This window comes from Myroides phaeus, assembly GCF_009799805.1.
GTDB classification, from domain to species: Bacteria; Bacteroidota; Bacteroidia; order Flavobacteriales; family Flavobacteriaceae; genus Flavobacterium; species Flavobacterium phaeum_A.
Window position 1 is genome coordinate 1,055,283 of the sequence record NZ_CP047050.1, and the last position, 20,011, is coordinate 1,075,293.

The following is a 20,011-nucleotide window of genomic DNA, read 5'->3' on the forward strand; positions in this document are numbered from 1 at the left end:
TACATTAAGGGTTTAAAAGGAAATTATAGAGGTTGCGTTATCCACAACCCAATGGAAGCAGATAACACAAATATCTATATCTATGGGGGATTAGCTCAGCTGGCTAGAGCGCCTGCCTTGCACGCAGGAGGTCATCGGTTCGACTCCGATATTCTCCACAAGAACGCAAGTTCAAAACGATCATTGACATATTGAGATACTTAACTAATACAGTTAGAAAAGAATCAAAAATAATAAAATTTATAGAAAGTACGATTCGAAAGAATTGTAAGCACATAAGCAAAATAAGGGCGTATGGGGAATGCCTAGGCTCTCAGAGGCGAAGAAGGACGTGATAAGCTGCGAAAAGCTACGGGGATCGGCACACACGACTTGATCCGTAGATATCCGAATGGGGCAACCCAGTATGTTGAAGACATATTATCCTAATAGGAGGCGAACCTGCTGAACTGAAACATCTAAGTAGGCAGAGGAGAAGAAAACAAAAGTGATTCCGCAAGTAGTGGCGAGCGAACGCGGAATAGCCCAAACCAATGTTGTTACGGCAATATTGGGGTTGTAGGACCACGATATTTCTTGCGGATTTAATTAGAATTACCTGGAAAGGTAAACCAAAGAGGGTGATAGTCCCGTACAAGTAAGAGAAGATAAGAATAGTGGTATCCTGAGTAGGTCGGGGCACGTGAAACCTTGATTGAATCCGGCGGGACCATCCGCCAAGGCTAAATACTCCTGAGAGACCGATAGTGAACCAGTACCGTGAGGGAAAGGTGAAAAGAACCGTGAATAACGGAGTGAAATAGATCCTGAAACCATACGCCTACAAGCGGTCGGAGCCCATTCGTTGGGTGACGGCGTGCCTTTTGCATAATGAGCCTACGAGTTACCGTTGCTGGCAAGGATAAGGACTTCAGGTCTGGATCCGTAGCGAAAGCGAGTCTTAATAGGGCGCTTTAGTCAGTAGTGGTAGACGCGAAACCGTGTGATCTACCCATGGGCAGGTTGAAGTTTAGGTAACACTAAATGGAGGACCGAACCGTTTAACGCTGAAAAGTTTTCGGATGACCTGTGGGTAGGGGTGAAAGGCCAATCAAACTCGGAAATAGCTCGTACTCCCCGAAATGCATTTAGGTGCAGCGATAATCGATAGTTACTTAGAGGTAGAGCTACTGATTGGATGCGGGGGCTTCACCGCCTACCAATTCCTGACAAACTCCGAATGCTAAGTAATGATAATTATCAGTGAGGGCATGGGTGCTAAGGTCCATGTCCGAGAGGGAAAGAACCCAGACCATCAGCTAAGGTCCCCAAATGTATGCTAAGTTGAAAAAACGCGGTTTGATTGCCCAGACAGCTAGGATGTTGGCTTGGAAGCAGCCATTCATTTAAAGAGTGCGTAACAGCTCACTAGTCGAGCGATCGAGCATGGATAATAATCGGGCATAAGTATACTACCGAAGCTATGGATTTACGCTTAATGCGTGAGTGGTAGGGGAGCATTCTAACGGGGTTGAAGGTGATTTGTGAGAATTGCTGGACCTTTTAGAAAAGAAAATGTAGGCATAAGTAACGATAATGCGGGCGAGAAACCCGCACGCCGTAAGACTAAGGTTTCCTCAGCTATGCTAATCAGCTGAGGGTTAGTCGGGACCTAAGGCACACCCGAAGGGGGACGTCGATGGCCAACGGGTTAATATTCCCGTACTACTTATAACAGTGATGGAGTGACACAGTGATGAAAGCACCGCGAACTGACGGAATAGTTCGTTGAAGCACGTACCTATAGGTCTGATAGTAAAATGCGTCGGACTTGGAGAAATGCGATAGTACTCGGAGTCTACGGACGAAGAGATAGTGTGCCTAAGGGCTGTCAAGAAAAGCTTCTAAACTTAGGTTATAAGTACCCGTACCGTAAACCGACACAGGTAGTCGAGGAGAGTATCCTAAGGCGCTCGAGAGATTCATGGCTAAGGAACTAGGCAAAATAGACCTGTAACTTCGGGAGAAAGGTCGCCAGCGCAAGCTGGCCGCAGTGAAAAGGTCCAGGCGACTGTTTATCAAAAACACAGGGCTCTGCAAAATCGTAAGATGAAGTATAGGGCCTGACACCTGCCCGGTGCTGGAAGGTTAAGAGGAGATGTTATCGGTGAGTAATTGTTGAGAAGCATTGAATTGAAGCCCCAGTAAACGGCGGCCGTAACTATAACGGTCCTAAGGTAGCGAAATTCCTTGTCGGGTAAGTTCCGACCTGCACGAATGGTGTAACGATCTGGACACTGTCTCAGCCATGAGCTCGGTGAAATTGTAGTATCGGTGAAGATGCCGATTACCCGCAGTGGGACGAAAAGACCCTGTGCACCTTTACTATAGCTTAGTATTGTTCTTGGATAAGTGATGTGTAGGATAGGTGGGAGACTTTGAAGTGGCGTCGCTAGGCGTTGTGGAGTCATTGTTGAAATACCACCCTTTGCTTATTTGAGATCTAACTTCCGTAAGGAAGGACATTGCTTGGTGGGTAGTTTGACTGGGGTGGTCGCCTCCAAAAGAGTAACGGAGGCTTCTAAAGGTTCCCTCAGCACGCTTGGTAACCGTGCGTAGAGTGCAATGGTATAAGGGAGCTTGACTGAGAGACAAACAAGTCGATCAGGTACGAAAGTAGAGCATAGTGATCCGGTGGTTCCGCATGGAAGGGCCATCGCTCAAAGGATAAAAGGTACGCCGGGGATAACAGGCTGATCTCCCCCAAGAGCTCATATCGACGGGGGGGTTTGGCACCTCGATGTCGGCTCGTCACATCCTGGGGCTGGAGAAGGTCCCAAGGGTTGGGCTGTTCGCCCATTAAAGTGGCACGCGAGCTGGGTTCAGAACGTCGTGAGACAGTTCGGTCTCTATCTACTGTGGGCGTTAGAAATTTGAGTGGATCTGATTCTAGTACGAGAGGACCGATTTGGACCAACCTCTAGTGCATCTGTTGTCTCGCCAGGGGCATCGCAGAGTAGCTACGTTGGGAAGGGATAAGCGCTGAAAGCATATAAGTGCGAAACCCACCACAAGATGAGATTTCTTTAAAGGGTCGTGGAAGATGACCACGTTGATAGGCTATAGATGTAAAGACAGTAATGTCAAAGTCGAGTAGTACTAATAACCCGTAAGCTTATGTGTATCTCTCCCTGATTAAATTCAGGGAGAGGGCAACTTTCTAAGCAATAAATTGGATAATAGATTCAAATCAAAAAGTACTGTATAGTATAAAGTTAAGTAACTTAATATAAAAATATTAGTTATCCGTAGGGTAACAACCGATTTAAGGTGGTTATTGCAGCGGGGCTCACCTCTTCCCATTTCGAACAGAGAAGTTAAGCCCGCTAGCGCAGATGGTACTGCTAACCAGTGGGAGAGTATGACACCGCCTTTCTTTTGAAATCCCCAATCTCTATGAGGTTGGGGATTTTTTTTTGCTCTAAATTGAAGGAGCTATCTTGATTAAGATAGCTCCTTTTTTATTGATGTATTATTTAGTAGTTTTTTCCTAAAGTATTTATAGATCCTACAATGGGATTAATACAATGAAGTTTAGTATAAATAGTAGAAAAAATTTAGCTTATACTTTGAATAATAGAATAAGTAGTATAGAGTAATCAATAGTATTTAAGAATGCATATAATTGGAGGATATACTAAGTTTAATAGATAGTGCTATAACAATAGTTGAAAAGTTTATCTTGGTGTGTGAAATAATTTAGATGTACAAGTAATAGCGAGAGTTGTTCAAAAGATATTTATATTCAATAGATCATATAAATGAGAAGTTGAAAGTATTTGTGTTTGAGTAATTGAATATAGGTATACTAGATCGCTAATGTAAGTTCATAGCAAGTATTTATATTCTGGTATTAAATATTGGGGAAGATGTTATCAAGTAGAAATTTTTAAGTTTTATCTGTATTGAAAACAATTAATGATTAGAAGGAGTTTGATGTAAAGTACTTTGTTTGTATCCCTTCTTTCTTGTATTAATATGTAGTAAATAACTCATTATTATAATCATTAATACAATATTGAAGTCAATGATTATCATTCTGGAGTGCACAATTTACTTTTATAAATACTTTGCGATACTATTTATATATCATTAATGATCATTCAAAAAGTGAATTAGAATGAAATGTAGTCAATTTTTGCCTGTATCTGGGGGTATAGAAGAAGTTTCGATATCCTGCTACTTTGGGAGGGAAATTACTATTGACTTATAGGAGATATAGCGATTGTATGTAGTTTGTCAGTTATAAATGTATAAGTTATATTACTGAAAATTTGTAATACGATTTTAAGATGACTTGTTGCTATAGGAGAATGTTTAAATGATTAGATAAAATTTGATTATAAATTCTCGGTGTATTAAAGTATACTTTTTGAGTTGAGCAAAGTTTAAAATGAAACAAGCTTTTTATGTATTTGTTTTATAAGTGATATAATTAATAAGGGGAATCATATTAGGATCATGTAAAAGAAATCACATATCATTTTCAAGTTGTTTGATACAATCATAAATATATTCCATTTCATACCCTTTGCGATATAGATAAGCTTGTAGCTTTTGTTTTTTCTTTAAAATATTAGGTTCATTGATTGAATTCCATCTTTGATGACTAATTCTATTTAAAGTTTCAAAATATAAATCATCTGGGATTTCTTGAAGAGCTTTTTTTATTAGGAAAGGTGTTATTTTACGCATTTTAAGCTCCATAATTATCCTAGACTTTCCCCAACTACTTATTCTGTGTTTTCCTCGTGCAAAACTACACGCAAAGCGCTCTTCGTTTAAGAAGTTTGTTTCTATTAAATGTACCAGTATATCATCATGTATATTTGAACTTACTTTTAGATTGTATAGCTTATTAATAACTTCTAAATGGCAACGATCTTGGTAGGCACAAAAAGCTTCAAGTTTTCTTTTTGCATCTTCGAAAGAAATATATGTAGGTTTAGATGAATCCATGTAAAATGGTTTTGTAAGTAAAGAAATTTAAAGGTACTTTATATTAGCTGAAGTATACAAAAACTATACAAATTTGGTAATAAAAAAACGCAACACTCTGTTTTATAAGGGTGTTGCGTTTTTGCTTGTGCCCGGAGTGGGAATCGAACCCACACTCCGAAGAACACGAGTTTGAGTCGTGCGCGTCTACCAATTCCGCCATCCGGGCTGATGACTTATTGTTTGTGAGTGCAAATGTAGAAAAAAAAAGTTAGCTACAAAGAAAAAAAAGAAAAAAAATCGTTTTGTCAATATATATTTTATAAATTTGCATCGCTTAATAATCATAGTTAAGCTCTAACTAACAACATAACAACTAATTAAAAGTAATGTCATATTTCGAACCAGACGCAAAAATTTTTGCATGTGCTCAGAGTGTTGAACTCGCAGAGAAGATTGCAAAAGCATACGGAGTAGAATTGGGAAAAGTAACTTTATCTCATTATAGTGATGGAGAGTTTCAACCTTCTTTTGAAGAGTCAATTAGAGGGAGAAGAGTTTTCTTAGTATGTTCTACATTCCCTTCATCAGATAATTTAATGGAATTATTGTTAATGTGTGATGCAGCCAAACGTGCTTCAGCAAGACACATTACTGCAGTAATACCTTATTTTGGATGGGCTAGACAAGATAGAAAGGATAAACCACGTGTTCCAATTGGAGCGAAATTAGTTGCAAAATTACTAGAGTCAGCTGGTGCGACACGTATTATGACAATGGATTTACATGCTGATCAAATTCAAGGTTTCTTTGAAAGACCAGTAGATCATTTATATGCATCAACAATCTTTTTACCATATGTAAAAAGCTTAAACTTAGATAATCTTACAATTGCATCACCTGATATGGGAGGTTCTAAAAGAGCTTATGCTTATTCGAAGTTTTTATCTTCTGATGTAGTAATTTGTTATAAACAAAGAAAGCAAGCTAACATTATTGATAAAATGGAGCTTATTGGAGATGTAACAGGTAGAAATGTTATCTTAGTTGATGATATGATTGATACTGGTGGTACTCTTGCAAAAGCTGCTGATATGATGATGGAAAGAGGAGCATTAAGCGTACGTGCTATTTGTACACATGCTATCCTTTCAGGAAGTGCTTATGAGAAAATAGAAGAATCAGCTATTCAAGAGTTAATCGTTACAGATTCAATTCCATTGAAAAAACCTTGTGACAAGATTAAAGTATTAAGCTGTGCTCCATTATTCGGAGAAGTTATGCATAATGTTCATTCAAATGAATCTATTAGCAAAACATTTGTAGTATAGGAATTTATTAATTTTTAAATATATTTAAATGAAATCAATTACGATTAAAGGATCAGAAAGAGAAAGCGTAGGTAAAGTATCAACTAAAGCCTTACGTAATGCTGGAATGGTACCTTGCGTGTTATACGGAGGAACAGAACCAGCAGTACACTTTGCTGCAGAGGAAAAAGCATTCAAAAACTTGGTTTACACTCCAAACGTACACACTGTAGTAATTGAGTTAGAAAACGGAAAGAAATTCAACGCTATCTTACAAGATATCCAATTTCACCCAGTTTCTGACAGCATCATGCACATCGATTTCTACCAATTACATGACGATAAAGAAATTACTTTAGAAGTTCCTGTAAAAGTTACTGGTAAATCTAAAGGTGTTATGGCCGGAGGTGTATTAAACTTAAACTTACGTAAATTAAAAGTTAAAGCTTTACCAGCTAACTTACCTGATTTCGTAGAAGTAAACATCTCTAACTTAGACATGGGTAACAAATTATACGTTACTGATGTTGCAGTTGATAACTACAAATTATTACACACAGACAACACTGTTGTTTGTCAAGTAAGAATTTCTCGTGCAGCTATGAAAGCAGCTCAAGAAGCAGCGAAAGCAGCAAAAGCTACTCCAAAGAAAAAATAATTTTTCCAAGAGATATGTTTTTAAAAGCGCTTGTGATTTTCACAAGCGCTTTTTTGTTTGTTCATAGTTTGGTATTAGTTTACTTTTGTAATAGAATATAAAATTTGTTATTAGCATAATGAAAAAGTTTTTAATTGTAGGATTAGGAAATATTGGAGTGGAGTATATTCATACGCGTCATAATATAGGTTTTAAAGTTGTTGATGAGATTGCTAATGAGTTAGGTGGTGATTGGCAGACAGTAAAGCTTGGTTCTCTTGCAGAAGTCAAAATAAAAGGAAGAACACTATTGTTATTAAAGCCAAATACTTATATGAATTTAAGCGGTAAGGCTTTGCAGTATTGGATGGAGAAAGAAAAAATACCTGTAGAAAATGTTATGGTTGTAACAGATGATTTGAATCTTAGTTTTGGTACAATCCGTATTAAAGCTAAAGGATCAGATGGAGGACATAACGGATTAAAAAGTATCCAAGGTGTTTTAAATTCGAGTAACTATCCACGTTTTAGATTCGGTATTAGTGACGAATTTAAGAAAGGACAGCAAGTAGATTACGTTTTAGGTACTTGGAGTGATGAGGAAAAAGAAGTGCTCCCAGAAAGGCTAAAAACTGCCTCAAAAGCAATTCAAGAGTTTGCTTTGGCAGGGTTAAATAATTCAATGAATACTTACAATGGTAAGTAAAGCATATAAAATGAAATAAAAAAGGGAGCTATAAGCTCCCTTTTTTGTTATTCTTGATTCACAGAAATGTGAAGTTCTTTTAATTGTTCTGGTGTAATTGTTGCTGGTGCATCAATCATAACATCACGTCCTGAATTGTTTTTAGGGAATGCGATGAAATCACGAATTGTTTCTTGTCCACCTAAGATAGAAACTAAACGGTCTAATCCAAAAGCAAGACCTCCGTGTGGTGGTGCTCCGTATTGGAAAGCATTCATTAAGAAACCAAATTGTTTCTCAGCTTCTTCTTTAGTAAATCCTAAATGTTTAAACATCATTTCTTGAGTAGCTTTATCGTGAATACGGATAGAACCTCCTCCGATTTCGTTACCATTAAGAACCATATCATAAGCATTTGCACGTACTTTTCCTGGGTCAGTATCTAACAATGCAAAATCTTCTTTTTTAGGAGAAGTGAACGGGTGGTGCATAGCAAAGTAACGTTCAGATTCTTCATCCCACTCAAAAAGAGGGAAGTCAATAACCCATAATGGAGCAAACTCATTCGGTTTTCTCAATCCCATACGGTTACCTAACTCCATACGTAAAGCACTTAATTGTGCTCTTGTTTTGTTTGCAGGTCCAGAAAGTACTAAAATTAAGTCACCTTCTTTAGCTCCTGTTGCTTCAGCCCATTTTTTCAAGTCTTCTTGGTCATAGAATTTATCTACAGAAGATTTGAAAGTACCATTAGCTTCACATTTACAGTAAACCATTCCTGAAGCACCAACTTGAGGGCGTTTTACCCATTCGATAAGTGCATCAATTTCTTTACGTGTATACGTTGCAGCTCCTGGAACAGCAATACCAACTACTAATTCAGCGCTATTAAACACACCGAAATCTTTATGTTGTGCCACTTCGTTTAACTCTCCGAATTCCATTCCAAAACGAATGTCTGGTTTATCATTACCATACTTACGCATTGCTTCTTCGAAAGTCATACGAGGGAATTTATCTACTTCAATACCGTGAACAGACTTCAATAAGTGTTTAGTTAAACCTTCAAAAGTATCCATTACATCTTCTTGTTCAACAAAAGCCATTTCACAGTCAATTTGTGTAAACTCAGGTTGTCTATCAGCACGTAAATCCTCATCACGGAAACATTTCACAATTTGGAAATATCTATCCATACCACCTACCATCAACAATTGTTTGAAAGTTTGTGGAGACTGAGGTAATGCATAAAACTCACCTGGATTCATACGAGAAGGTACCACGAAATCACGTGCTCCTTCTGGAGTAGAGCTAATTAAGTAAGGAGTTTCTACCTCACAAAAATCTTGAGCTGAAAGATAATTTCTAACTTCTTGCGCTACTTTATGTCTGAAAAGTAAATTGTTTTTAACTGGATTTCTACGAATATCCAAGTAACGGTATTTCATACGAATATCTTCCCCACCATCAGTTTCATCTTCAATTGTGAAAGGAGGAACACTTGATTCATTAAGTACTGTTAACGACTCTACTAAAATTTCAATATCTCCTGTTGGAATATTTGGGTTTTTAGAAGCTCGTTCAATAACTTTTCCTGTTACTTGAACAACAAACTCACGGCCAAGATTTTTAGCTGCTTCAAAAACTGCTTTTTCAGTTCTGTCAGCATCAAAAATTAACTGTGTGATACCGTAACGGTCACGTAAGTCAACCCAAATCATAAAACCTTTGTCGCGATGCTTGCTTACCCATCCTGATAAGGTAACTTCTGTATTTATATCCGAAGCTCTTAAGGCTCCGCAATTATGCGTTCTATACATTGTTAAAAATATTTCTACAAATTTATAAACTTATTGCGAATGAAGTGTGAAAACCAACAATATTATATTGAAGATTTGTGGTTGTTTACGCTACTTTCTTTTGCATTTGAACAAAAGTGTAAGCTAAAACTGCTCCACAACAAGCTAATCCTGCTCCTACCCATTCTGGAGAATTATATCCTAATCCATAGCTAATTGGCAATCCTCCTAAAGAAGCACCTAATGCATTTCCGATATTAAACGATGCTTGACCTGCTGATGCAGCAAGCATTTCTGAGCCTTTAGCACTTTTGATTAACATCATTTGTAAAGGAGAACCAATTGTAAATGCTACTAATCCTGTAACCAAAGACATCACATAAGCCATCCATTGGATATGAACAGTATAATATACTACTATTAAACAAATTGCCATTGATAAGAATGAGAAAATGACTGCTTTTGAAGGAGAAAAAGTATCTGCAATTTTTCCACCAACAAAGTTTCCTAAAAACATTCCAAGACCTACAAGCGTCATAATGAAAGGAATATTTGATTCCGGTATCATCGGAATATTCATCATCATTGGTTTGATATAACTAATCCATGCAAAAAGACCACCTGTTCCTATTGAAATTAAGGCTACTAAAACCCAGGCAATAGGTGTTTTAAAGAAAGCTAATTGCTTTTTTGTATTGGTAGTTGTATCGGCTTCTAACTTTGGTACCCACAAGGAAATAGCTATAGTAGATATAATTCCTAATGTTGCAATAATACCATAAGAAACTCGCCAAGAATACACTTGTCCAATGTACGTTGTGATAGGTACTCCGGCTAAATTTGCCGTGGTTAGTCCTGCAAACATAATGGCTACAGCTTGTGCCTCTTTACCTGGTTTAGCAAGACGTGTAGCTACTACAGACCCCACTCCAAAGAATGCTCCGTGTGGTAGTCCAGACATAAATCTTGTAATCAATAAAGTTGTATAGCCTGGAGATAAGACAAACAATGTATGGAATAATGAGAACATTAACATTAATGCCATAAGCACTTTATGAGGAGCATATTTATTTGAAGACATTACCAATAAAGGAGCACCAACGACAACACCAATTGCGTATATGGAAATAAAATTCCCCGCTTTAGGAATACTAATCGCTAAGTCATCCGCTAAATTTGACAGAAGCCCCATCATTGAAAATTCAGTCATTCCAATCGCAAGACCTCCGATTGCTAAGGCAATTAAACTTTTGTTCATTTTTGTTATTTGAGTTTTAAATATTTGTTATTTTAATTATTCTTTTCCACGTTCATATTGAGGAGCCCAAGCAATATCTTCATTTAGTTCTACAGCAGCATTCATTACAAAGTGTGGATCTCTTAAAAATTCGCGTCCTAATAGAATAAAATCAGCTTTTTCTTCTTGAAGGATATCTTCAGCTTGTATTCCTGTTTTTATTAAACCAACCGTTCCTGTAATAAGGTTTGATTGTTTTTTAATTATTTCAGCAAAAGGCACTTGATAGTTTGGTCCAGAAGTTATGTTTTGATGACGTACAGCTCCACCTGAACTAACATCAATTACTTCAACCCCCATTTCTTTTAGAATTTTTGCCAACTTCACACTTTCTTCAACATTCCATCCTCCTTCAGCCCAATCTGTAGCAGATATTCTAATCCACAACGATTGTGTTGTTATTTCTGGTTTAATTGCAGCAACAAGTTCTGTGGCAAAACGAATTCTATTTTCAAAACTACCACCATACTCATCCGTTCTTTTGTTTATTAACGGAGAGAAGAATTGATGAATTAAGTACCCATGTGCTCCATGAAGTTCAATGATTTCATAACCTGCTTCAATTGCTCTGCGTGTTGCTTGTTTAAAAGCTTCGATTGTATTTGCAATTTCTTCTTTTGACAAGGCTTTTGGTTGAACATCTTCTAAATTAAAAGGAACATCACTACTTGATACCGTTTGCCAACCATTTATTTGAGAAGGAGCAATCTGGTTTCTGTTAATCCAAGGTTTTTCACAACTTGCTTTTCTTCCTGCGTGCCCTAACTGAATTCCAGGTACACAATTTTGTTGTTTGATAAAAGAGGTAATCTGTTTCAACTTTTCAATATGTGTATCATCCCAAATTCCTAAATCAGCATAGGTAATTCTACCTTCGGGAACTACAGCAGTTGCCTCTTGAATAATTGCAGCAACTTGTCCGATGGCATATTGTCCAAGGTGTACCAAATGCCAATCTGTAGCATAACCATTTTCAGCAGAGTATTGACACATAGGCGAAACCACAACTCTATTTTTTAAAGTGTGATTTTTCAGTATTAAAGGGGTAAATAGCTTTTTCATCTTATTATGTTTTTTGGAGGTGCAAAATTATTAAATGCAAATTGGAATAGAAGGTCTTTTGTCTTTTTTGTGAAAAATAAAATCATTAACAGGATAATAATTAATGATTTAGATACCTTTTTTGAGAGTGAACACAGAAAAGAGAATGTTTAACTACAAACTTTAGCCCTCAATTCAGAGTTATACAACAGTAGTTAGAAAAATTATAAAAAAGAAGAAGGGCTTTAAACAATGTTATAAGCCCTTCTTTTATTATTTTGATGTCACGTATAAATTACTTGCAATTTTCTTGGTAATCGTAATATCGTGATTATTAATTTTAATCACATAAGATTGGTCAAATGGTTCAATCTCTATAATTTCAATTTCACTTCCCAATGAAATTTTTTGTTTATCTAAATATTGTAAAAATTCTGAAGAAGAATCTTTTACGCCAACACAAACGACTTTGATATTTGGTTTAACGTCAGAAAGAAGTTGTTTTTCAATTTGCTTAATCTCACCTTTTGCATTCGGAATTGGGTCTCCGTGTGGATCTTCTGTTGGATAACCCAAGTAAGCATCCAGTTTATTAATTAGCTTTTCTGACTTGATGTGTTCTAACTCTTCAGCTACATCGTGTACTTCATCCCAGCTAAAAGCTAATTTTTCAACTAAAAACACTTCCCATAAACGATGCTTTCTCACAATCATTTTTGCAGCCATTAACCCCTCAGGTGTAAGCGTTACTCCTTGATACTTTTGATACTTAATCAGTTTTTTCTCATTAAGTTTTTTAATCATATCAGTTACAGACGAGGCTTTAGTCTCAATTCTTGCAGCAATTGCATTCGTTGAAATACCCTGATTCTGTCCTAAAGACAGGTGAAATATGGTTTTTAGATAGTTCTCTTCTGAATAGGTAAGCATTGAATTATTTTTTTAATAAATACAAAGTTACATTTTTTTTAATTACAAATATATTTTTAGCTTTGTCTAAATTTTAATAATAGGTTTATATAAATATATTTTTATGCGTATAATAAATAGTTTTTTGTTAGCCCTTGTTTGTGTATTACCCACTCAAGCACAAACAATAAAAGGGAAAGTATCTTCGGGAGGAAGGCCTCTGTCTTTTGCTACCGTCGTATTAGAAGGAACAAATAAGGGTGAAAACTCTGGAGAAAAGGGAGAATATATTTTTGAAAAGCTTAAAGAGGGTACTTACACAGTAAAAGCTGAGTTTGTTGGATTTAAGAAATCAACAAAAAAAGTTTCTGTTAAAGAAGGCGAAGTAGTCACTGTCAATTTCTCTTTAGAAGAAGATTCAAACTTAGATGAAATTGTGATTTCTGGAACATTAAAGCCAGTTTTAAAATCTGAAGCAGTCGTTCCAGTTGAAATTTATACACCAGCTTTTTTTGAAAAGAATCCAACATCAAGCTTATTTGATGCGGTACAAATGATTAATGGGGTTCAACCACAACTAAATTGTAATGTTTGTAACACAGGAGATATTCATATTAATGGTATGGAAGGAGCCTATACGATGATTTTAATTGACGGAATGCCAATTGTATCATCCCTTTCAACAGTTTACGGGTTATTTGGTATTCCTACTAATTTAATTGAAAGAGTAGAGGTGGTAAAAGGGCCAGCATCTTCTTTGTATGGTACAGAAGCAATGGGTGGTATTATAAATGTTATCACAAAGGATCCAGAGCACGCTGCAAAATTAAGTGTTAATGCATTTACATCTACTTGGTTAGAAAACAATTTAGACTTAGGTGCAAGTTATAAAGTAGGAAAAAAGGTAAATGGGTTATTTGGTGGAAATTATTTCAAATACGGAGAGCGAAAAGATAAAAATAATGATGGATTTACGGATGTTACCTTACAAGATCGTGTATCGTTGTTTAATAAGTTTTCTTTAAAAAGGCCAGATGACAAAGTTGCAAGTTTAGCGTTGCGTTATGTATATGAAGACCGTTGGGGAGGAGAAACTAATTGGCAACGTAAAAAGCATAGAGGAGGAGAAGAGGTTTATGCTGAAAGTATTTTCACTAATCGTTTTGAGGCAATCGGAATGTATCAATTGCCAACAACTGAGAATATTTATACTCAATTCTCGTATATCTATCATCAACAAAACTCTATGTATGGTCCAGAATCTTATGATGCAAAACAACAAGTAGCTTTTGCGCAAGCTTATTGGGATAAGAATATCGGAAACCATAGTTTGTTATTAGGAGCATCTTTTAAATACACTTATTACGATGACAATACTCGTGCTACGGGAATTTATGACGAAAATGGTTTAGTGAAAAATGAACCAGATAACAGACCAATTCCAGGAGTATTTATTCAAGACGAATGGACTTTAAATAAACAAAATAAGTTGTTATTAGGATATCGTTTTGATTATGACAAAGATCACTATGGGATTCATTCACCACGTATTGGATATAAGTTTACACCAAATTCAAACCACACATTACGTGCAAGTTTTGGAACAGGTTTCCGCGTTGTAAATGTGTTTACAGAAGATCATAGAGCCTTAACAGGGGCAAGAGAAGTTGTGTTTGCAGAAAAGTTAGACCCAGAAAAATCATACAATGCCAATTTAAACTATACAGTTAAATTGCCAACTGATTTTGGGGTATTTAATTTTGATATCAATGGTTTCTATACCTATTTTACAAATAAAATTGATGCAGATACGGATACAGATCAAACTAAAATTATCTATGGAAACTTAGATGGACATGCGATATCACAAGGGGTATCGTTAAATGTTGATGTAACATTTGACTTTCCATTGAAGTTGATGGCGGGTGCTACTTATATGGATGTGTTTAGAAAAGAAGATGGAGAACACAACCAACTTTACCACGCACCTAAATGGTCAGGAAATATTATTGCAAGTTATAATTTTGGAAGTGGATTTAGTGCAGATTTAACTGGAGATTGGAAAGGTCCGATGCGTTTGCCAAGAGTAGAAGATGATTATAGACCAGAATATTCTCCTTGGACTATGTTAGCTAATATACAAGTAACTAAGAAATTTACTAATGGACTTGAGATTTATGGAGGAGTGAAAAACTTATTTAATACCCTTCCTAAAGAAGATACTATTGCTCGTTGGTGGGATCCATTTGGAGAACCTGGAAATGGTGTAACACCTCCTCCTGGTCGCACAGATGTTATTTTTGAACCAAATGATTATAGTTACACACCATTACAAGGTATTCGTGGATTTATTGGTGTACGTTACAATATTTTTTAAAAAGTTGAAACGTCAGTTAACAATATAAAATATAAAATGAGAAATTTCTTTTTTTCTATGTTAGGTTTTTTTCTTGGGTTTGTCTGTATAGCACAACCCAAGGAAATTACTTTTTCTGATTTAGAAACACTGATGGAAGAAAATCCAAAACCTGTTGTTGTGTTTTTACATACAGATTGGTGTAGTTACTGTGCTTTAATGGAAAAGAAAACATTTAAAGACAGTGAAGTTGTTAAAGAATTAAATAAGGATTTCTATTATATATCTTTTAATGCTGAAACAAAAGAAGATATAAAGTTCAAAGATCACCTATTTAAGTTTAAAAAGAGAGGATTAAAATCGGGTGAACACGAACTAGCTTTAGCCTTGGGAAAACAAAATAGCTTTCCCGGATTGGTTATCCTCAATTCAAATTTAGAGATTATATATCAATATTTTTCATACTTAAAACCAAAGCAGTTGTTAAGTATTCTGAATTTAGCGAACTAATTTTTCTGTTACTATACTCCGAAAAGCCTTGTAATCATAAATTTTACAGGGCTTTTTTTTGTTTTTTTGGTGTATAACTAAAAAAATAGTTTGAAAACTAAATTATTAGTTATATGTTTGAATTATAAAATTACAAGTATGGAAAAGCTAACAAATAAAGAAGAAGAGATAATGAGAATCCTTTGGAAGATTGAAAAAGGATTTGTGAATGATATTTTAGAACATGTACCAGAACCTAAACCACATTATAATACAATGTCAACATTTATTAGAATATTAGTTGATAAAGGTGTGGTTGGCTTTAAGGCTTATGGGAAGTCGCATGAATATTATCCAATTGTAAAAATGGAAGATTATCGCAAGATGTTTATGGAAGAGACAATGGAGAAGTATTTTGACAATTCATTTAGTAACCTTGTCAATTTCTTTGTTAAAGACAAAAAGCTAAGTAAAGAAGAATTAGATGAGATTATGACTATCATCGAAAAAAACAAAAAATAATTTATCTCAACCCAAAAAACATCGCTTATGACACCTACTTTATTATATATATTAAAGGTAAATATGCTTTTGTCGATTGTGTACCTGTTTTACATTGCCTTTTTAAGAAAGGAAACTTTTGTAAAAAGTAATAGACAGTATTTTTTGATCGGAATTATTAGCAGTTTTTTATTACCTCTTATAACTGTTACAAAAACAGTTTATGTAGAACAACAAACAGTAAACTTATCTAATCTTACAGATTTTATAGAAAATGAAGCGATAATTACAGAGCCAATCAGTTTTTGGAGTCAATTTGCAGTTGAAAAACAATTGTTTACAGTTTATCTTGTAATTACCGCTGTTTTTTTATCTTGGTTCATAACTAAAAGTTATAGGTTGTGCTCTCATATTCGGAAGTTGAATCGTAGTTCCTTAGGTAACAATGTTTTAGTAGATTATAAAACGAATGAGGCTTATTCTTTCTGGAAATGGGTGGTATTACCAAGTAATTATGGAACAATAGATCGCTTGGATGTTGTGTTAGAGCATGAATATATTCACGTGAAGCAAAAGCATAGTATAGATATTTTATTAATTGAATTAGTTAAAACATTTTTTTGGTTCAATCCAATTTTAATATTACTACAAAAAGCTATAAACCTAAATTTAGAATACATCGTAGATCAAGAAGTGAGTAAGCGAGTTGATATTTATGACTATCAAATGACCTTAGTTCAGTTTGAGCTTGACAAAAGTAACCACATACCAATGGTTAACTCTTTTTCAACTTCTGATTTAAGGAAACGTGTATTAATGCTAAACACACAAAAATCAACCATTATGAAAAAATTAAAATTTATTATGATTACACCTGTTATAGCAGGTTTCTTTTTCTTTTTCCAAGTTAGTGTAAAAGCAAAAGAATTAGCAAAAGCTTCTTTTGAAGAATCAGTAAGTGAGGAATTATTAAATCCTTTTGAAGTAGAAGAGAATACATATAATACGACTAAACCAGTGACTATTGCAGAAGGACAATTACAGTCTAAGCAAGAAGAAAAAAATGGTACTATTGAAGAAGTAGAAACTATAAAGTTAAAGGCAGACCAAATTAAAGATGAGGCAGAAAGAATTCATCGTGATTTAGAAGTTCGTCATGCTGAACTTGCAGAAATGAAGAAAGGGATAATTGCCGATAATAAAAAAATAATAGAAGAGAGAAAAAGAGAGATTGCGAATAAAAGAGAAGAAATTAATGAAAGGCAAGCAAAAGAAAACGAAAAATTAAGCGCATTAGTAGAGGAGAGAAGAGCTCAAATTGAGCAGAGAAAAAAAGAAGTTTCTGTTGAAATAAAAGCTCGAAATGAAAGACTTGAAAAAGAAAGTGCAAAAAGGCGAGCTGAAAATGAAGATCGATTAAAGAACGTTAAAGGCAAGAAAAGAAAATTACAAGAGCAAGAACTTGATAATACAATATTTTTTCACGAAGGTAAAACATATACAAAAGAAGAGTTTTATGCTTTAAATCTTAATCCAACTGACATAAAAGCAATTAGTTTTTATAAAAAAGAAGATGCAACTGCTAAGTTTGGAACACCGTCGGATAAGAAAGTTCTCGAGGTTTCAACGATTAAATCTTTAAGTGAAATGAAAAAAGATGGAGAACTATCTAAGTTTACTGTTGTTGCTTCAAAGCAGTCAAAAAGTGATTTTGATGGAATTATACTTGTTGATGGTGTGAAAATTAACAAAGAGGAAATGAATGAAATTAATAGTGATAGAATTGAGTCTGTGTCAGTGTTAAAAGGTGAAAAAGCTATTGGTAAATACGGTGACTTGGGCGCAAAAGGAGTTATTGAGATTGTCTTAAAAAAATAGATATCAGATTAAATTAGTTAGCAAGTGTTTTTGGTTTTCCAAAAGCACTTTTTTTATGCCATATTTTTGGGTATGTCTTACTTCTTTTGTCTGTTTTTCATGTAGAGTTGGCTGTAAATGCTCGTATAATGCTATGTAAATCATACCTTAATGCAACCATGCGTTTTACATAATTCTTATGTAAGCATTACGAGAGCATTATGGGAGCATTATGGAAGCACTATGGGAGCACTCAGAATTAAACCATAAAAAAGTATAAAGAAAACCTTGAAATTCTCTTTATTATTGGAAGAAGTAGCAGTTTTTAAATAATAGATAATGTGTTGGGCTACAAGCTAAACTTAATTAGCACTGTGCCCCTTTATTAATAATCTAACTATTGTAAAATGGTCTGTGCTTTTTGTTTATTAGAGCCGTTATTTGGTCATTCTAAATTATATTCTATTCTGATAAAGGTATAAGGGGGTGGACTTATTTATGTAAGTCTGCTATAATTTATACAAGTAATCAAAAGGGATTGGATGTTCACTTAAAGTATAAAATACGCGAATTGGAATTAAATGTTTTAATTTAAATGCAGGGTTTACCATACGAGGTTATTGGCCTTAATGTGTGATTTGAATTAAGCTTCCTTGTGTTAATTGAAATTGTTTTGTACAAACTTTTGTTAATAAATCGTGATAATGATCTACTAAGATAATGCACTTGTCTTTTGATTTATCTTGTATGATAGCCATTAGTTGTTCTTGCATAATGGGCGAAATAGCAGCAAAAGGTTCGTCTAACAAACAAAATGGTTGTGGTAGGTTGAGCACATATAGTGTCTGTAAGAATTGTTGTTCCCCTGTAGATAATTCTTTGATCTTCAAATCTAAGTGATTTAAGAAAGGCGTATCTGTTAGTTGTTCCAAAGTAAATAAGTCCTTCACCTTTAAGTTAGGAGGAAACATGAGAAATTGCGGTTTGTAAGAAAAATACTTATTTAGTTTATGCCTGTTTAAAATAACTTGATTATCAACTCGAATAAATATTTGAGTTGCTTTAATTGCCCCAAATAAAATATTGAGTAAAGTAGATTTTCCGGTACCATTGCTTCCAACAATTCCAATAATATCAGTTGTTTTTGCCGATAAACATACACCGTGCAATATTGTGCGATTGTCTATTTGATGGATTAAACTATCCAATTGAAATTGGTGGCTCATATTATAGTATGTTGATTAAAAAACGAATTATTCCAATAATTAGCAATGCTAAACCGTAAAGCAAAAAAACTACAAAGAAGAAGTTTACCTTATTGTTTCTCCAAAAGAAGAGCTCTTCTTTTTTAAAACTAAAGAAATACACAAGGTACATACCTATTGCAATCAAGGGGACAAAAGCAGTTAGACTAATATCCATTGTAAAACTTAAGATGATACTTATAGCTATAATAGGAAGTGCATATTGTCTTAATAGTAAGTAAAGTTTTTTCATTATTATTATAAGTAGTTACAAAAAAGTTTGATTGCTGAAGCAATTTAGTAATGAAATATAAGATTATGAAGATAGTAAATTATTTCCACTGCTAAATGTTTAAATAAGCATCCTCTGAATTAGTTGTAAAAATATTCTTTAGGAGCGTCTATTTAAGAGTTTTAAGTATATTTGCCTTTAAACTAATAACATCAATATGGATTTCAGTACAATTATTAAGCAAGCACACTCAGGAGTAGCATATTTAGCGTTAATCTTCTTGTTGATCGTAGTTATCAATGCTTTTGCTGGATTAGCAGGGAAAAAAGAGTTTACAGAGAAAGACCGTAAATTAGGTTTATTCGGGTTAATCTTCACACATATTCAATTACTTTTAGGGTTGATTTTATATTTCGTTTCGCCAATGGTACAAGGTTTTGGTGTAGCTATGAAAGATTCAACGTTAAGATTATATGCTTTAGAGCACCCATTAATTAACATTATTGCAATTGTCTTGATTACAATCGGATGGTCAAAACACAAGAAAGCGACAGATAGCAATGCTAAATTTAAGAAGTTTGCTATTTTCTATGCATTAGGATTAATCTTGATCTTATCGAGAATTCCATGGAGTGCTTGGTTGCCAAGTATTTTCGCATAATTCGAATAAAATTAAA

At 34.7% G+C, this 20,011-nt stretch carries 15 protein-coding genes, 2 tRNA genes and 2 rRNA genes; 11 read left to right on the forward strand and 8 right to left on the reverse strand.

The window, feature by feature from the left end; translation table 11 throughout:
- The first annotated feature begins 84 nt into the window (after positions 1 to 84).
- The 3 genes from GQS07_RS04815 to rrf all read left to right on the forward strand — a co-directional run bounded on the left by GQS07_RS04815 (position 85) and on the right by rrf (position 3,415).
- Positions 85 to 158: transfer RNA gene (locus tag GQS07_RS04815), tRNA-Ala, on the forward strand.
- A gap of 115 nt (positions 159 to 273) precedes the next feature.
- Positions 274 to 3,162: ribosomal RNA gene (locus GQS07_RS04820) — 23S ribosomal RNA — on the forward strand.
- 143 nt (positions 3,163 to 3,305) lie between these two features.
- A 5S ribosomal RNA gene (gene rrf, locus GQS07_RS04825) occupies positions 3,306 to 3,415 on the forward strand.
- 1,097 nt (positions 3,416 to 4,512) lie between these two features.
- Here rrf and GQS07_RS04830 read toward each other — a convergent pair.
- Positions 4,513 to 4,998, reverse strand: coding sequence for a regulatory protein RecX (locus GQS07_RS04830; RefSeq protein WP_158209840.1), 486 nt, complete (start codon positions 4,996 to 4,998; stop codon positions 4,513 to 4,515).
- Between the two features lie 128 nt (positions 4,999 to 5,126).
- A tRNA-Leu gene (locus tag GQS07_RS04835) sits at positions 5,127 to 5,206 on the reverse strand.
- A 160-nt stretch (positions 5,207 to 5,366) separates the two neighbouring features.
- Between GQS07_RS04835 and GQS07_RS04840 the strand changes: the two genes are divergently transcribed.
- From GQS07_RS04840 to pth, 3 genes are all read left to right on the forward strand, one after another.
- Positions 5,367 to 6,308, forward strand: a complete 942-nt coding sequence (locus tag GQS07_RS04840) for a ribose-phosphate pyrophosphokinase (RefSeq protein ID WP_158209841.1) — start codon at positions 5,367 to 5,369, stop codon at positions 6,306 to 6,308.
- A gap of 28 nt (positions 6,309 to 6,336) precedes the next feature.
- Entirely contained in the window at positions 6,337 to 6,945 is a 609-nt protein-coding gene (locus tag GQS07_RS04845; RefSeq protein ID WP_158209842.1) for a 50S ribosomal protein L25/general stress protein Ctc, read from the forward strand.
- Between the two features lie 118 nt (positions 6,946 to 7,063).
- Complete coding sequence (gene pth, locus GQS07_RS04850) at positions 7,064 to 7,630, forward strand: aminoacyl-tRNA hydrolase (protein ID WP_158209843.1); 567 nt, start codon at positions 7,064 to 7,066, stop codon at positions 7,628 to 7,630.
- Between the two features lie 47 nt (positions 7,631 to 7,677).
- On the opposite strand, the gene aspS is transcribed toward pth, so the two are convergent.
- From aspS to GQS07_RS04870, 4 genes are all read right to left on the reverse strand, one after another.
- A complete protein-coding gene (gene aspS, locus GQS07_RS04855; RefSeq protein WP_090409980.1) occupies positions 7,678 to 9,429 on the reverse strand; it encodes an aspartate--tRNA ligase in 1,752 nt (583 codons plus the stop codon).
- 85 nt (positions 9,430 to 9,514) lie between these two features.
- Positions 9,515 to 10,666 carry an MFS transporter gene (locus GQS07_RS04860; protein WP_158209844.1) on the reverse strand — a complete coding sequence of 384 codons (1,152 nt, stop codon included), beginning with the start codon at positions 10,664 to 10,666 and terminating at the stop codon, positions 9,515 to 9,517.
- Between the two features lie 36 nt (positions 10,667 to 10,702).
- Positions 10,703 to 11,767: an NADH:flavin oxidoreductase/NADH oxidase gene (locus GQS07_RS04865; protein ID WP_158209845.1), complete on the reverse strand. Its 1,065-nt coding sequence runs from the start codon at positions 11,765 to 11,767 to the stop codon at positions 10,703 to 10,705.
- 252 nt (positions 11,768 to 12,019) lie between these two features.
- Positions 12,020 to 12,676: a metal-dependent transcriptional regulator gene (locus tag GQS07_RS04870; protein ID WP_158209846.1), complete on the reverse strand. Its 657-nt coding sequence runs from the start codon at positions 12,674 to 12,676 to the stop codon at positions 12,020 to 12,022.
- Between the two features lie 103 nt (positions 12,677 to 12,779).
- Here GQS07_RS04870 and GQS07_RS04875 point away from each other — a divergent pair, with 103 nt between their 5' ends.
- The 4 genes from GQS07_RS04875 (at position 12,780) to GQS07_RS04890 (ending at position 17,879) form a co-directional block, all read left to right on the forward strand.
- Complete coding sequence (locus GQS07_RS04875; protein ID WP_158209847.1) at positions 12,780 to 15,032, forward strand: TonB-dependent receptor; 2,253 nt, start codon at positions 12,780 to 12,782, stop codon at positions 15,030 to 15,032.
- 36 nt (positions 15,033 to 15,068) lie between these two features.
- Positions 15,069 to 15,521, forward strand: coding sequence for a thioredoxin family protein (locus GQS07_RS04880; protein ID WP_158209848.1), 453 nt, complete (start codon positions 15,069 to 15,071; stop codon positions 15,519 to 15,521).
- Between the two features lie 138 nt (positions 15,522 to 15,659).
- Complete coding sequence (locus GQS07_RS04885) at positions 15,660 to 16,022, forward strand: BlaI/MecI/CopY family transcriptional regulator (protein ID WP_158209849.1); 363 nt, start codon at positions 15,660 to 15,662, stop codon at positions 16,020 to 16,022.
- 27 nt (positions 16,023 to 16,049) lie between these two features.
- Positions 16,050 to 17,879, forward strand: a complete 1,830-nt coding sequence (locus GQS07_RS04890) for a M56 family metallopeptidase (RefSeq protein ID WP_158209850.1) — start codon at positions 16,050 to 16,052, stop codon at positions 17,877 to 17,879.
- Between the two features lie 605 nt (positions 17,880 to 18,484).
- On the opposite strand, the gene GQS07_RS04895 is transcribed toward GQS07_RS04890, so the two are convergent.
- On the reverse strand, positions 18,485 to 19,084 hold the full coding sequence (locus tag GQS07_RS04895) for an ABC transporter ATP-binding protein (protein ID WP_158209851.1): 600 nt from the start codon (positions 19,082 to 19,084) through the stop codon (positions 18,485 to 18,487).
- Between the two features lies 1 nt (position 19,085).
- Entirely contained in the window at positions 19,086 to 19,355 is a 270-nt protein-coding gene (locus tag GQS07_RS04900) for a hypothetical protein (RefSeq protein ID WP_158209852.1), read from the reverse strand.
- Positions 19,356 to 19,551: 196 nt separating this feature from the next.
- Here GQS07_RS04900 and GQS07_RS04905 point away from each other — a divergent pair, with 196 nt between their 5' ends.
- On the forward strand, positions 19,552 to 19,995 hold the full coding sequence (locus GQS07_RS04905) for a hypothetical protein (protein ID WP_158209853.1): 444 nt from the start codon (positions 19,552 to 19,554) through the stop codon (positions 19,993 to 19,995).
- Positions 19,996 to 20,011 lie beyond the last annotated feature (16 nt).